9 protein-coding genes are annotated in these 13612 nt (G+C 72.7%); 1 reads left to right on the forward strand and 8 read right to left on the reverse strand.

Annotated elements, in window-relative coordinates; genetic code table 11:
• Positions 1-19: 19 nt before the first annotated feature.
• The 6 genes from IEY73_RS09165 to IEY73_RS09190 form a co-directional block, all read right to left on the reverse strand.
• Complete coding sequence (locus tag IEY73_RS09165; RefSeq protein ID WP_189078691.1) at positions 20-1204, reverse strand: VWA domain-containing protein; 1185 nt, start codon at positions 1202-1204, stop codon at positions 20-22.
• Positions 1201-3483, reverse strand: a complete 2283-nt coding sequence (locus IEY73_RS09170) for a DUF5682 family protein (RefSeq protein WP_189078692.1) — start codon at positions 3481-3483, stop codon at positions 1201-1203. The genes IEY73_RS09165 and IEY73_RS09170 overlap by 4 nt, the downstream gene beginning before the upstream one ends.
• Positions 3476-4537: an ATP-binding protein gene (locus IEY73_RS09175; protein ID WP_189078693.1), complete on the reverse strand. Its 1062-nt coding sequence runs from the start codon at positions 4535-4537 to the stop codon at positions 3476-3478. Before IEY73_RS09175 ends, IEY73_RS09170 begins: the two co-directional genes overlap by 8 nt.
• A complete protein-coding gene (locus IEY73_RS33475) occupies positions 4534-7599 on the reverse strand; it encodes an SWIM zinc finger family protein (RefSeq protein ID WP_229715695.1) in 3066 nt (1021 codons plus the stop codon). Before IEY73_RS33475 ends, IEY73_RS09175 begins: the two co-directional genes overlap by 4 nt.
• 68 nt (positions 7600-7667) lie before the next feature.
• The gene (locus IEY73_RS09185) at positions 7668-8675 is read right to left on the reverse strand and encodes a glutathione S-transferase family protein (protein ID WP_189078694.1); all 1008 of its coding nucleotides are present in this window, start codon (positions 8673-8675) and stop codon (positions 7668-7670) included.
• A gap of 50 nt (positions 8676-8725) precedes the next feature.
• The gene (locus IEY73_RS09190) at positions 8726-9775 is read right to left on the reverse strand and encodes a LacI family DNA-binding transcriptional regulator (RefSeq protein WP_189078695.1); all 1050 of its coding nucleotides are present in this window, start codon (positions 9773-9775) and stop codon (positions 8726-8728) included.
• A 252-nt stretch (positions 9776-10027) separates the two neighbouring features.
• Here IEY73_RS09190 and IEY73_RS09195 point away from each other — a divergent pair, with 252 nt between their 5' ends.
• Entirely contained in the window at positions 10028-11422 is a 1395-nt protein-coding gene (locus IEY73_RS09195) for a DUF1996 domain-containing protein (protein WP_189078696.1), read from the forward strand.
• A gap of 183 nt (positions 11423-11605) precedes the next feature.
• Here the strand turns inward: IEY73_RS09195 and IEY73_RS09200 are convergent, their stop codons facing one another.
• Together IEY73_RS09200 and IEY73_RS09205 are read right to left on the reverse strand one after the other, a co-directional pair.
• Positions 11606-12256 carry a DUF305 domain-containing protein gene (locus IEY73_RS09200; protein WP_189078697.1) on the reverse strand — a complete coding sequence of 217 codons (651 nt, stop codon included), beginning with the start codon at positions 12254-12256 and terminating at the stop codon, positions 11606-11608.
• A 468-nt stretch (positions 12257-12724) separates the two neighbouring features.
• Complete coding sequence (locus IEY73_RS09205; RefSeq protein WP_189078698.1) at positions 12725-13549, reverse strand: NAD-dependent protein deacetylase of SIR2 family; 825 nt, start codon at positions 13547-13549, stop codon at positions 12725-12727.
• Positions 13550-13612: the final 63 nt, after the last annotated feature.

A 13612-nucleotide genomic window follows, 5' to 3' on the forward strand; every position in this document is an offset into this window, starting at 1 on the left:
CGCCCTGAACCCCGCGCCCTCATCCCTGCGCCGTCGTCCCGGAACGTTCCGCGAACACCCGGAGATCACGGCGCTCCACCGCCGCCGCGATCAGGTCCGGGAAGGCGTCCGGCGTGCAGGCGAACGCCGGCACACCCAGGGCGGCGAGCGCCGCGGCGTTGTCGTGGTCGTACGCCGCAGCACCGTCGTCGGAGAGCGCCAGCAACACCACCACCTGCACGCCCGCGGCGGTCATTTCGGCGACCCGGCGCAGCATCTCCTCCCGCACGCCGCCCTCGTAGAGGTCGCTGATCAGCACGAAGATGCTGTCCCGCGGGCGGGTGATCAGTTGCCGGCTGTAGGCGATCGCGCGGTTGATGTCGGTGCCGCCACCGAGCTGGGTGCCGAACAACACCTCGACCGGGTCGTCGAGCTGTTCGGTGAGGTCCACGATCGCGGTGTCGAACACCACAAGTGACGTGCGCAACGACTTCATCGAGGCGAGCACCGAGGCGAAGACGCCGGCGAACACCACCGACGCGGCCATCGAGCCGGACTGGTCGACGCACAGCACCACGTCCCGCTGGACGGCGGCCGACCGGCGGCCGTACCCGACCAGGCGTTCCGGGATCACCGTGCGGTGTTCGGGCTGGAAATGCCGGAGGTTCGCGCGGATCGTCTTGTCCCAGTCGATGTCGGTGTGCCGCGGGCGGCTGATCCGTGCGGCGCGGTGCAGCGCACCGGTGACCGCCGCCCGGGTGTGCTGCGCGATCCGCTTCTCCACCTCGGTGACCACCGTGCGGACCACCCTCCGCGCCGCCTCCTTGGCCCGCGCCGGCATCACCCGGTTCAACGAGAGCAGCGTGCCCACCAGGTGGACGTCGGGTTCCACCGCGCCGAGCATCTCCGGTTCCAGCAGCAACCGGGTCAGGTCGAGCCGTTCGATCGCGTCGGCCTGCATCACCTGTACCACCGTGCTCGGGAAGTATTCGCGGATGTCACCCAGCCAACGGGCCACCGACGGGGCCGACCCGCCGAGGCCGCCCGAACGCCGGCCGGAAGGGCTTTCGGGCGGGCCGCCCCCGTCGTAGAGGGCGGCCAGCGCCGCGTCCACGCGCTGGTCACGCCCGTCGGCCTGGCCGAGGCTCTGGTCGGCTGCGGCCCCCAGCACCATCCGCCACCGACGCGTTCGCTCGCGCCGCGCCGCGTCGGCCTGCTCACTCATGGGTGCCCCCTTTCGTCCGTGGCGCCGACCGCGTGGTTCACGCCGTCGGGGTGGCCCGCGCCGTCCGCAACGGTGACCGCGCGTCCCAGCAGGGCGCTCAGGGTGGGCAACACCGCAGCCGCCCGCTCGTGGTCGATGACCGCCGCGTCGGCGGTGCTCGCCGCCGCGCGACCCGCCGCGCCGGCGGCGACACGTTCGCCGATGGCCCGGCGCTCGCCCTCGGCGAACGCACCGAACGTGCGCCGCAGCAACGGCAGCACGTCGTCGAACGCCGCACCGTCGATGTCCGCCAGCCATTCGTCGAGCAGATCCAGCAGCGCGTCGTCGTGCACCAGCAGCAGACCGCCGTCGGCCAGAAAGCCCTCCACCCACGCCGCGCCCTGTGCCGGTGGCGTGCCCACGGTCAGCGGCAGGCGCAACCGGCGGCGCACCGCCGCGGTGTCGAGGCGGCCGGCGTCCATCAGCAGCCGGGTCAGCCGCCCGGCGATCAGGCCGTGCAGCCCGGGGCGGCCGGCGACCTGACCCAGCGTGTCCAGCCAGCGTTCCCGCCACTCGTCCGAATCCAGCAGCCCGACGGCCCGGTGCACCCGGTCGAGATGGTCGCGCAGATCCCGGGCCGCCTCGTCGGACAGCGAACCGGTGGCGGAGCCCAGCCCCGCGCAGACCCGGCCGAGGAGTCCACCCAGGACGGTGGCCAGCCCGGCGGCGTCCGTTCGCCGCACGTCGCCGTATCGCAAGGTGCGCGCCAACGCCGGGATCGCGGCCATCAGGTGCTGGACGTCGGTGTCCGCCGCGGCCCGCACGTCCAGCGCCGCCAGCACCGGCGGGTACGCGCGGGACAGCCCCGCCAGCAGGCAGGTCTCGACAAGCGCGGTGACCTCGGCAAGCGTGGCGGACGACCGGGCGGCGCCGACGACCCGAGCGGTGGCGGCGTCGGCCACGGTGGTGCCGTGCATGCTCTCCTCGACCAGCCGCACCGCGAATTCCGGATGCCATCGCGTCGTCCACGTCTCGCGGAAGGTGCCGGTGCCGCGCCGCTCGTCCTCCGGCTCGCCCCACGGCACCCCGATCGCGCGTAACCGGTGCAACAGGCGGCTGCGCCTCAGGTCGATGTCGCGGCGCAGATCAAGCTCCCGTCGCCGTGGCGTCGCCTCCGGCTTGAGCCGCAGCGTGCGCTGCTGCCCGGCCAGGTCACGGGCCAGCGGGACGGCGGGCATCTCGGACGGCACCCCGCCGAGCCGCTCGCCGACCACCAGCCGGCGGTCGATCAGCTCCAGCCGCAGCGCCTCGCCGTCGCACATCACCGCCTCGGCCGCGTCGGTGACCTCGGTCAGCCCGGCGAGTGGCCGGCCGCGCAGTGTGGCGAGCGTCTCGGCCAGCCGGGTCGCCTCGATGACGTGCGCCGACGACATCGGGACGCCCTCCGCCCGCAGGACCTGCGCGGCGTTCACCAGCCACCGGGGCACCACGTCGTCGCCGGTGCTGAACAGGTGGTGGTACCACCCCGGCGACCGCACCCCAGCGCCGTACCCGGACCAGGACGCGAGCCGCCCGTACGTCCACGGCACCCAGGTGAACGCGACCTTGGCCCGGGTGCGCCCGCGCAGCAGGGCCGTGTCGTCCTTGACGGCGATCGTGCGGGTCAGCGCGGGCACGTGCCAGGCGCCGCAGACCACGGCGATGTTCTCGTGCGCGCGGCGCGTCTCCCGCAGCACCTTGCGCATGTGCGCCTCGCGCACCAGATCCTCGGGATCCTCCGGGGCGGACTCCCGGATCGCGGCCATCGCCTCGGCCACGGCGGTGAAGGCCGGCATGCCGCGATGCTCGACGACGTCCTCCCACCACCGTTCGGGATCGTCGTAGCCGGCCGCCGCGGCCAGCTCGCCGATCGGGTCCACCGGCCGCCCGGAGCGCGCCGGAGAGTCGCCCGTGGCGGCCGGGCCGGTCTCCGCGAGGCCGCCGTCGCTGAGCCGGTAGGCGTACGGCAGGTCGAAGAAGCGCACCGGCACCCGATGCTGGATCGCCCACCGGATCGCCTGCCACTCGGGCGAGAAGACGGCGAACGGCCAGAACGCCGCACGGCGCGGATCGTCGGTGCGGTAACCCAGCAGCGCCACCGGTGGACGCAGGCCGGCGTCGGCGACCCAGTGCACCAGGTCGTCCGCCTCCGGTGGCCCCTCCACCAGAAGCACGTCCGGGCGCTGCCGGTCCAGTTCCGCGACCACCGCGCGGGCCGAGCCCGGACCATGGTGGCGGACACCGTAGTGCAGCTCAGGCATCGCGGGCCGCGCGGTAGAAGTCCCGCCAGTCCGCGCGTTCCCGGACCACCGTCTCCAGGTATTCGCGCCAGACCACCCCGTCGGACCCCGGGTCCTTGACCACCGCCCCGGCAATGCCGGCCGCCACGTCCGCGGCATGCAGCCGGCCGTCGCCGAAGTGCGCCGCCAGCGCCATGCCGTTGGTGATCACCGAGATGGCCTCGGCGGGGGACAGCGTGCCGGTCGGCGATTTGAGCTTGGTGCGGCCGTCCTCGGTCATGCCGCTGCGCAGCTCCCGGAAGATCGTCACGACCCGGCGGATCTCGTCCAGCGCGGCGGGCACCTCGGGCAGGTCCAGCGATCGGCCGAGCTGCGCCACCCGTCGGGTGACGATCTCCACCTCCTCGTCGGCCGAGGCGGGCACCGGCAGGACGACCGTGTTGAACCGACGGCGCAGGGCGCTGGACAGGTCGTTCACCCCGCGGTCCCGGTCGTTGGCGGTGGCGATCAGGTTGAACCCGCGCTGGGCCTGCACCTCGGTGTTCAGCTCCGGAACCGGCAACGTCTTCTCCGACAGCACGGTGATCAGCGCGTCCTGCACGTCGGAGGGCACCCGGGTCAGCTCCTCCAGGCGGACGATGGACCCGGACCGCATCGCCCGCATGACCGGGCTCGGCACGAGCGCCGCCTCGGTGGGCCCCTCGGCGAGCAGGCGCGCGTAGTTCCAGCCGTACCGGATGGCCTCCTCGGCGGTGCCCGCGGTGCCCTGCACCAGCAGCGTGCTGTCGCCCGAGACGGCCGCCGCCAGATGCTCGGACACCCAGGTCTTGGCGGTGCCGGGCACACCGAGCAGCAGCAGCGCACGGTCGGTGGCCAATGTGGACACAGCCACCTCGATGAGTCGCCGGGGCCCGACGTACTTCGGGGTGATCTTCGCACCGTCGCCCAGAAGATAGGTCACCACGGCCGCCGGCGACAGCCGCCATCCGGGCGGGCGCGGCCGGTCGTCGGTCGCGGCGAGCAGGGCCAGCTCCTCGGCGTGCTGGTCCTCGGCGTGCGGGCGCTGTGCGGTCACTCGAACTCCAGATGCATCTCGTGGCGGAAGGTGAGGGTGCCGGCGAGCTCCGCCACCGGCCGGACCCGGGACGGCTCGGCGGACTCCTGGCCGAGCTGGTCGGCGAGGCGCTGGACGACGGGCGCGTATGCCGACGGCAGGCCGAGCGCCGCGGCACGGCACAGCTCGGCAAGCTGCCAGCTATGCCGGTCGGCGCGGGCACGCTGGGCGACGGTCTCCACGACGGTGGTGGCGAGCTCCTCCGGCCACACGCCCCGGTGCACCGCGAGCAGCCGGTTGGCCAGGTGATCCGCACGGCGCAGAAAGTCGGCCGCCACCGCCGCCAGCTCGTCCGGCGGCAGCACCAGGTGCAGTTCCCACCGGACCGCCTCGCGCAGACCCACGGTGTTGCGCCGGGCGTCGTGGGCGACCAGCGCGGCGGCCCACGACGGCGCCCGCTGGGTGACCGCCGCGCGGGCCCAGCCGTGCAGCAGCGGAGCCTCCCAGTCGTGCCCGCGGGCCAGCGCGAGGACACCGGCCGGGTCACGGCCGACGTCGTCGGTCCAGATCTCCAGCGGCGTCCCGGCGACGATCTCCTCCAGCAGCCACGCGGAGATGCCGGCGCCGCGGGGCGGCTGGGCGGTCACGCCGTCACGGCGCAACCCCGCGTCGAGGTCGGTGGGCGGTTCGACCACCAGCCGGTCGCGACCCACCGAGCGGCGCTCCAGCCGCACCGCGGTGCGGGCCCGCTCGCCCATGCGGTGGCACACCGCCGAACCCGGCAGGGCGCGCAGCAGGTCGAGAGCCGCCTCGCGCACCTCCTTGCGGCGGTCGTCCAGCGCGCGTTCCAGCAGCGGTTCATCATCGGTGGACAGGCCGTCACCGAGCACCGTCACCAGCCGCTCCCGCTCGCCCGCGGACTCGCCCGCCCAGGCGTCGTCGATCAGCTCCCGCGCGGCGGCCGGGTCGCGGGCGCGGAGACGTCGCAGATATGCCAGCCGTTCCCCGCCGGTGCCGGTCTCCCACACCGCCGGATCGTCGGCGGCAGGCGCGCCGGGCTCCTCCGCCAGCAGCCACTGCCACGGCGGCTGCATCGCGGCCAGCCATCCGGCGCGCCGCCCACCGACCCGGGCGATGGCCGGGCGCACCGCGGATTGTCGGCGACCGGTGTCGAGCAACGCGGGCAGCGACTCCGGCGGCACCCGCCCGCCGTGCCGTGCCGCAAGGGCGAGCCACTGGGCCAGGATCTCGTGCGTCGCCGCGGAACCGCCGGGCACGCCACCCTCAAGGATGCGCACCAGACGGGCGGACGCCGGGGACGGCAGCGGGGCAGCGGTCTCGTCGGGTGCGCGGGACACCGGTCGGCGGCCGGACGCCGGGCTGACCCCGGCACGACGGTAGACCACCGCGGCCCCGGCGGCGGCCAGCAGGGAAGCCGGCCCGGCGGACCCGGTCGGCGGGACGGTCACACCGTCGGATCCGCCGGCCGTCGCGAGGCTCAGCCGCCGGTCGCCGACCCGCACCGATCCGGTGTCCGCCGTGCGTCGTCCCGTCCCGACCAGGGCCGTCGCCAACAGCTCCGGTGGCAGTTCCGGCGGGGTGGCGGCCGGGCGAGGGTCCGGGACCCGGCCGGTGGCACGCACATAGCGGCCCCGCACCCACGCGGCGAGCGGAGCCAACCCCTCCGGGGACCACTCGGCCGCCACGGTGACCGGCGCGCCGCCGGCGGCGGCGAGCAACCACCACGGCTCGCGGTGGCCGGGAGCCAACGGCAACGCGTCCCCGTGCCGGTCGACCAGCCATCCGTCCGCGGTGGGGACGGCGCCGGCCAGCAGCACCGGCATGTCGCGACGCCACGGCTCGGCGGCGAGCGCGGCGCTCCATGCGGCCAGGGCGGCACGAAACGGCTGTGCGGCGGCCGGTGGTGGCGGCGCGCCGGCGGTCGCGCGCCGGTCGGCGATCACCGCGCGCAGCGCGGGCGCGCCCGGATAGAAGCACAACTCGGCGTCGACGGCCGTGCCCGGCACGGCCTCGGTCTCCCACTGCCGACCGGGCGCCGCGAACGCCAGCAACAGCGCGAAACGCCCGGTCGCGGTGCCGTGCAGCCAGGTGCGCCGGGCCAGCAGCGGCCCGTCCTCGGTGATCACCTCGCCGAGCACCAGCCAGTCGTCACGCACGCGCGGACCGGCCAGCACCTGCTCGCGGGTCACCGGGAAGCCGATCCGGGCCCGCACGGTGGCGGCCAGCCCGGGGTCGAGCGAGTCCAGCCGGTCGTGGCCGTCGGTGAGCAACCGCAGCAGCGCCATCTCAGCGAGCAACCGGTCCGCCCAGTGCGGACCGATCCCGGCGATGGCGCCCATCCGGCGCACCGCACCGGCGGCGCCGGGCGCCTGCGCATCGACCAGGCGCGCCGCCATGGTCTCGAACGGCGCGTAGCCCGCCCGCTGGGTGCCGGCCAGGCCCTGCTCCACCTGGTCGTCCAGCCAGCGACGCAGCTCGGTCATGCCGCCGGCCACCCGCTCGCTGCGCTGCTCGGCCCGTCGCCGGGCGGCGGCAGGGTCGGCCGTGCCGCCAGTGCCCGTGCCGCCAGTGCCCGTGCCGCCAGTGCCCGTGCCGCCAGTGCCCGTGCCGCCAGTGCCCGTGCCGCCCGTTTCTCCGCCGCCCGTTTCTCCGCCGCCCGTTTCCGCCGCCCCCGAACTCGCGGCTCCCGAACCCGGGGCTCCCGAACTCGGGGCGGCGCCTGCCGCGCGGGCGGCGCGCGCCGCCCGCGCGGCGACCCAGTCGTGCACCGCGGAGGGCATGTCGGCCCGGCCGAGGTGGCCGTCGGCCCAGCGCAGCATCAGGCCCAGCGCATGCTTGCAGGGGAATTTGCGGCTCGGGCAGGAACATTTGTAGGCCGGGCCGGACGTGTCCACACAGGCCAGGTAGGAACCCTTGCCGCTGCCGCGGCACTCGCCCCACAGCACGCCGTCGCGTGCGCCCGACTCCAGCCAGCGGCCGGACAGGCCGTGCGCGGCGCGCAGCGAACTCGCGTCGGGAGCCAGCGCGGTCACATGAGCGTGGGACCAGGGTTCATCGGGCACGGGCAAACCCTAGGCAACGGGTACGACGTTTTCCGCCGCGCGGCTTGCCGCCGTCGTTGAGTACGGGCTCAGGCCGCCGCACCATGCCCGGCCGCGACCCGTTCCCCAGGCTTCGGCGGCGGTGGTGGGGTCCCGTCGCCGAACGGGCGACCGCCCAGCTCCTCCCGACCGTGCTCGGTCAACCAGACGGAGGTGTCCGGGCCGGCCGGCACGATCCGCGTCGGATTGATGTCCGTGTGCACGAGGTAGTAGTGCTGCTTGATGTGCACGAAGTCGATCGTGTCCCCGAAGCCGGGGGTTTGGAAGAGGTCCCGTGCATACGCCCACAACACCGGCATCTCGCTCAGCTTCCGCCGGTTGCACTTGAAATGCCCGTGATAGACCGGGTCGAAGCGGACCAGCGTGGTGAACAGCCGTACGTCCGCCTCGGTGATCGTGTCACCGGCCAGATAGCGGCGGGTGCTCAGCAGGTCCGACAAGGCGTCCAGGCGGGCGAAGAGGCGCTGGTACGCCTGCTCGTACGCGCCCTGCGTACCGGCGAACCCGGCCCGGTAGACGCCGTTGTTGACATCGGTGAACACCGCGTCGTTGATCCGGTCGATCTCGTCCCGCAGGTGTTCCGGATAGAGCCGCGGCGCGCCCTCCCGGTGATACTTCGTCCACTCCAGACTCAGATCGAGGGTGATCTGGGCGAAGTCGTTGGTGACCACCTGCCCGGTCGGCACGTCGACGATGGCCGGCACGGTGATGCCCTTGTCGTACCCGGGCTGGCGGGCGAAGAACGCCTGCTGCAGCCGTTCGATGCCGAGCACCGGGTCCCGTCCGTCCGGGTCCAGGTCGAAGGTCCAGCTACGTTCGTCGTGTGTGGGGCCCGCGACGCCCATGGACAGCACGTCTTCGAGGCCGAGCAGGCGACGCACGATGATCGCCCGGTTGGCCCACGGGCAGGCGCGGCTGACGATCAGACGGTATCGGCCGGGCTCGACCGGATAACCATCGCGTCCGTCGGCCGTGATGCGGGTGCTGATGTATCGCTGGTCGCGGCGGAATTCGCCGGACGGGTTCACGTACGCCATGACGCCATCCTGCCTCGCGAACGACCGTTACGTGCGGTGCTCGCGTCCGGTCATGCCGACTCCCGGATCACCAGCGTCGGCTCGTAGATCACCGATGAGACCCGCATGGACGCGTCGTCGATCCGGCTGAGCAGCAACCGCGCGCTCTCCGCGGCCATGTCCTCCAGCGGATGCCGGACCGTGGTCAGCGGCGGACTGGCCGCCAGCGCGGCGCTGCTGTCGTCGAAGCCCACCACGGCGACATCCTGCGGCACCCGGCGTCCGGCGGCGCGCAGCGCGGTGAGCGCACCCACCGCCATCAGGTCGTTGGCCACGAACACCCCGTCCAGACCGGGATGCCCGGTCAGCAGCGAACACATCGCCGCCTCGCCGCTGGCCTGGGTGAAGTTGCCCGACGCCAGCGGAATCCAGCCGTGCCCGCGTCGCGCCATCGAGCGCCGGAAGCCGGAGATCCGGTCGCTGCTGGCGGGCACGTCGACCGGGCCGGAGATCATGCCGATGAGCTGACAGCCGCGGCCGACCAGGCGGTCCGCCGCGAGCGCCGCGCCGATGTCGTTCGCCAGGTCGACATAGTTGATCGGCACGGTGTCCGCGGGCCGGCCGATCATCACCGCCGGCACCTCGCCCTCGGTGAGCATGCGGGGCAGCGGATCGTGCGCGGGCAGCGACAACACGATCACCCCGTCCGCCTGCCCGTTGCGCAGGTCGCCGACGAGCCGGGTGCGCTGTTCGTCGGTGCCGACGATCTGCAGGGCGAGCTGCACCCCGGACCGTCGCAGCACGCTCATCAGGCCGCCGACCACACGTCCGAAGTACGGGTCGGCGAAGAATCTGCCCATGAACGGATCGTCGTCGTGTGTCTCGGAATCGCTGACCACCAGGGCCACGGTCCCGGTGCGCCGGGTGACCAGCGATCGCGCGAGCCGGTTGGGCACATATCCGGTCCGGCCCACGGCTTCCCAGACCAACTCGTGCAGTTGCGGATCCACGTTGCGAATGCCGTTGATCACCCGAGACGCGGTGGCGCGGGAGACACCCGCCACGCGGGCCACATCCTCCAGCGTGGGCAGGCGCTGTCCGGCTGCGGCGCGCCCGCTCATGAAGCCACCACCATAGGAAGCTTTATAGCACAATGGGAGAGCGCTCTCCGGCCCGCACGTCGATGACAGCCGCTTCCTACGGCCCGGGTCGGGTGCGGTATCCCCGAAGCGCGTGCTGCCTCGCCGGGCAGCCGTGACCGTGCCCGAGTACCGGAACCTCGGCCACGTATTGACTGCCGCGCAACCCGGGCGTAACACTTCGGAAAGCGCTCTCCAAATCATCCCCCATCCCCCTGGAGACCGGAGATCCCCATGAGAATCACCAAGAGGCGGCTGATCGCGCCGCTCAGCGCCGCGGCCATGGGCGCCGCGTTACTGGTGGCCGTCATACCCTCGGCACACGCGGCGGACACGCTGCTGTCCCAGGGCAGGCCGGCCCTGGCCTCCTCGCAGGAAAACGGCGAGTCCCCGGCGGCGGCCGCGTTCGACGGGCGGACCGAGACCCGCTGGGGCAGCCAGTGGTCCGACCCCCAGTGGGTGCGCGTCGACCTCGGCGGCACCGCCACGATCAGCCGGGTCGTCCTGCAGTGGGAGGCCGCGTACGCCCGCGCCTTCCAGATCCAGACCAGCCCGGACGGCAGCGCCTGGACGTCGATCTACAGCACCACCGGCGGCTCCGGCGGCACGCAGACGCTGAACCTGTCCGGCACCGGCCGGTACGTGCGGATGTACGGCACTCAGCGTGGCACCGGCTACGGCTACTCCCTGTACGAGTTCAAGGTGTACGGCTCCCTGTCCAGCACCCCGCCGCCGGAGGGCGACGGCTATGTGTACGCGAATCCGCCGGTCACCGGCGTGGTGCCGTCCACCGCGACGCCGCCCGCCACCAACCCGCCGACGACGCACCACGAGTTCCAGGCGAACTGCTCGGTGAGCCGGTCGAACCTGCCGGACGATCCGATCGTGTTCCCCGGCATGCCCGGCGCCTCGCACTCGCACACGTTCATGGGCAACACCACCACGAACGCCTACACCACCCTGGCCTCGTTGCAGGCCGGCGGCACGAGCTGCATCACCCCCGGTGACAAGAGCGCCTACTGGATGCCGACCATGTTCAACGGCGACAGCGCGGTGCAGCCGGTGGGCCGCCAGGTGATCTACTACAAGAGCGGCGTCCTCGATTACCGCAGCGTGCGGCCCTTCCCGGCCGGCCTGCGCTACATCGCGGGTTCGCCGATGGCCACCATGGACGAGTTCCGCAACTCGCCGGGCGCGGTCGAGGGCTGGGAGTGCGGCGACAGCACGCGCAATTACGACTTCCCGGCCAACTGCGTGTCGGGCAGCCAGCTCAACGTCCGCTACCAGGCGCCGAGCTGCTGGGACGGCATTCACCTGGACACTCCGGACCACAAGAGCCACATGGCGTACCCGGTGGTGGGGGTCTGCCCGGCGGATCACCCGGTGGCGGTGCCGATGATCGAGTTCAAGATGGCGTTCCCGGTCAGCGGCAACATGTCGAACGTCCACCTGGCCAGCGGGCGCGGGTACTCGTTCCACTACGACTTCTTCAACGCGTGGGACGCCCCGACGCTGAACGCCCTGGTCACCCACTGCATCGACGGCGGTCTGCAATGCGACCCGCGCGGTTTCGACCAGTACAAGCCGGACCGCGGTGCGGCCCTGAACGAGAACTACGAACTGCCGTAACCGGTCTCCGTCCGGGTGCCGACGGCGCCCGGACGGAATCGCCGGTCACGGATAACGCAATGGTGCGACGAATGAACCTTTTTCAACGTGGCGAGGTCGGCGGATGCCGCCGCTAATCGACGGCGCGCAACCGGCGGGCTCGATGCCAGGTTGAAAAGGTGCAATGGCGGCGCTGTCCGGAAATCATGATCCGGACAGCGCCGTCAGTTCGTCCAGCGCTTTCCGGCGATCGTTGCGAGCACGGTCGGCGAGAGATGTGGTCCGCGGCTCCAGCCCGGATTTCTGCTCGCTCTCGGCGAGCCGCACGCCCTGTTCCAGATGCGCGCGTACGTGATCGAACAGCACCGTGTCGAAGCCCGCGCCTCGCTGTGCGGCGGCCCGGGACACCTGCTCGGGCGTGACCATGCCGGGCATGGTCATCCCCTTGTGCGGGTTCTCATCCGGTAGCCGCGCGTCGTCGTGCAGCCGGCGCAGCACGGTCAGCTCGGCCTGCGTGAAGGCGTCGACCCGGGCCGCGTACGCGCGTACCGGCTGCCGGTCCGTCCGGTCCGCGACCAGGCCGAGCAGCGGCCGTAACTCCTCGTCCATGGCAATATTGATCTCGATCCAGGCGAGGTCGGTGCCGCCGAAGAAGCCCGGCGCGCCGGACGAAGCCGGGGTGCGGGCAGAGGCGTCCGGGGGAGGGCTCGGTGCGCCGCACGCGGTAAGGGACAAGCCCGCGGTGAGGACGCCGGCGATCAGACAGCCCTTTTTCGTGGAGCGAGGGTGGTGACGGCCGGCGCTGGTCGACGGCTCGGCGCGGTCGTTCTCGATGCCAGGCGGGGAGGGGATCATCGGGGACTCCGTGGGGAAAATGGGGGAGCGGCATCGGAAGTTTCGGTCGTCGAAGCGTTCGATGTCAATGAATCGCCCACGGTTCCGGAACAATTCGCAGACACGACTCGGAAAACGAAAGCGGATACCGCGTCGATTTCACACGCGTGCATCACGCGCGTGTCACGACAGTGCCGACGGCGGTCAAGCCGACAGCGGCGGGTCGCGGCGGCGGGTCGGCGCGGCGGGTCACGGCGACGGCGGTCAAGCCAACGGCGACGGACCGGCATGAAAGCCGCGTAACGTCGCGCAACCCCCAAGATCGCTCAGATGGTCGTGCCAATAGTCGTCGATCTTGGAGAAAGTGTGTCGACCAAAGCCGCCAATCACGCATAGCACCCACACAAAGTTCATGATCGGCGGGTGCGGCGGGTGCGGCGGGTGCGGCGGGTGCGGCGGGTGCGGGGTGCGCGGGGTGCGCGGGGTGTGCTACTGGCTCTTTTTCCTGGTGGCGGGCAGGATCGAGGTCTCGTCCACGTACGGCCGGATCACGTCTGCCGTGCTGTTCCCGGTCCGCCCGGCCCGCATCCTGGTGGCCAGTGCCCGGACGGTCCCGGCCAGCATGTCGGCGACCTGGATCTGCGGCTGGTGCTGCGCGTCCCGCAATCGCATGCCGGCGAGCCGGCCCGCGCACAGCTCCCGCACCCGGTCCACCCGGGCCGGGGGCAACATGATCTGGCGGTCGTGCGCGACGATCACCGCACCGCCGCCGTCCACCGTGCTCCAATGGTGTACCGCCGCGACGATCGCTGGCACCAGCGGATCCAGCACCGAGTTGACCACCGGGTCGGTGCGCAACCAGGCCCGGAACAGCTCGGCCCGCTCGCGGCAGCCGGGCAGGTCCCAGACCCGGACGAACTCGTCCACCACCCCCGGCCGGTCCTTACCGCGCAGCACGTCGTTGGCGGCGGCCAGATGGTACGGCGGCCGGGCGTACACCTCGGCGGGCGGCATGCCGGTCAGCTCGCCGGTGCGCAGCGCGAGCAGCCACGCCTTGTCGACCAGGAAGACCCGGCCACGGCCGCGCATCGGCCCGTCCGGGCCGAGGAACCAGGTCAGCGTCGCGTGGTGCTTGGCCCGCAGCAGATGCCCCGCCTTGTACTGGGTGGCCGGGGACCGGACCCGCGCACGCAGCTCGGCCAGCACCGCGTCGGCGTCCGGCACCGCCACGCTGGCATGGGCGAAGAGTTCGGTGGTGGTGTCGATGAGCTTCTCGCCCTCGTACCCGGACTCGTCGCAGTAGATCTCCCGCACCGATCCTGTCTAGCGCCGAACCCGCCGCGGCGCTTCCCGAATAGACGCGCGGCGCCCCCCGAT

The sequence above is a fragment of the Mangrovihabitans endophyticus genome, from assembly GCF_014646155.1.
GTDB classification, from domain to species: Bacteria; Actinomycetota; Actinomycetes; order Mycobacteriales; family Micromonosporaceae; genus Actinoplanes; species Actinoplanes endophyticus.

What these genes read in the sequence shown, in the direction of transcription:
- IEY73_RS09190 (WP_189078695.1), bottom strand. Translation starts at nt 9,775, where the DNA reads ATGAGCGGGCGCGCCGCAGCCGGACAGCGCCTGCCCACGCTGGAGGAT.
- IEY73_RS09200 (WP_189078697.1), bottom strand. Translation starts at nt 12,256, where the DNA reads ATGATCCCCTCCCCGCCTGGCATCGAGAACGACCGCGCCGAGCCGTCG.
- IEY73_RS09195 (WP_189078696.1), top strand. Translation starts at nt 10,028, where the DNA reads ATGAGAATCACCAAGAGGCGGCTGATCGCGCCGCTCAGCGCCGCGGCC.
- IEY73_RS09185 (WP_189078694.1), bottom strand. Translation starts at nt 8,675, where the DNA reads ATGGCGTACGTGAACCCGTCCGGCGAATTCCGCCGCGACCAGCGATAC.
- IEY73_RS09165 (WP_189078691.1), bottom strand. Translation starts at nt 1,204, where the DNA reads ATGAGTGAGCAGGCCGACGCGGCGCGGCGCGAGCGAACGCGTCGGTGG.
- IEY73_RS09170 (WP_189078692.1), bottom strand. Translation starts at nt 3,483, where the DNA reads ATGCCTGAGCTGCACTACGGTGTCCGCCACCATGGTCCGGGCTCGGCC.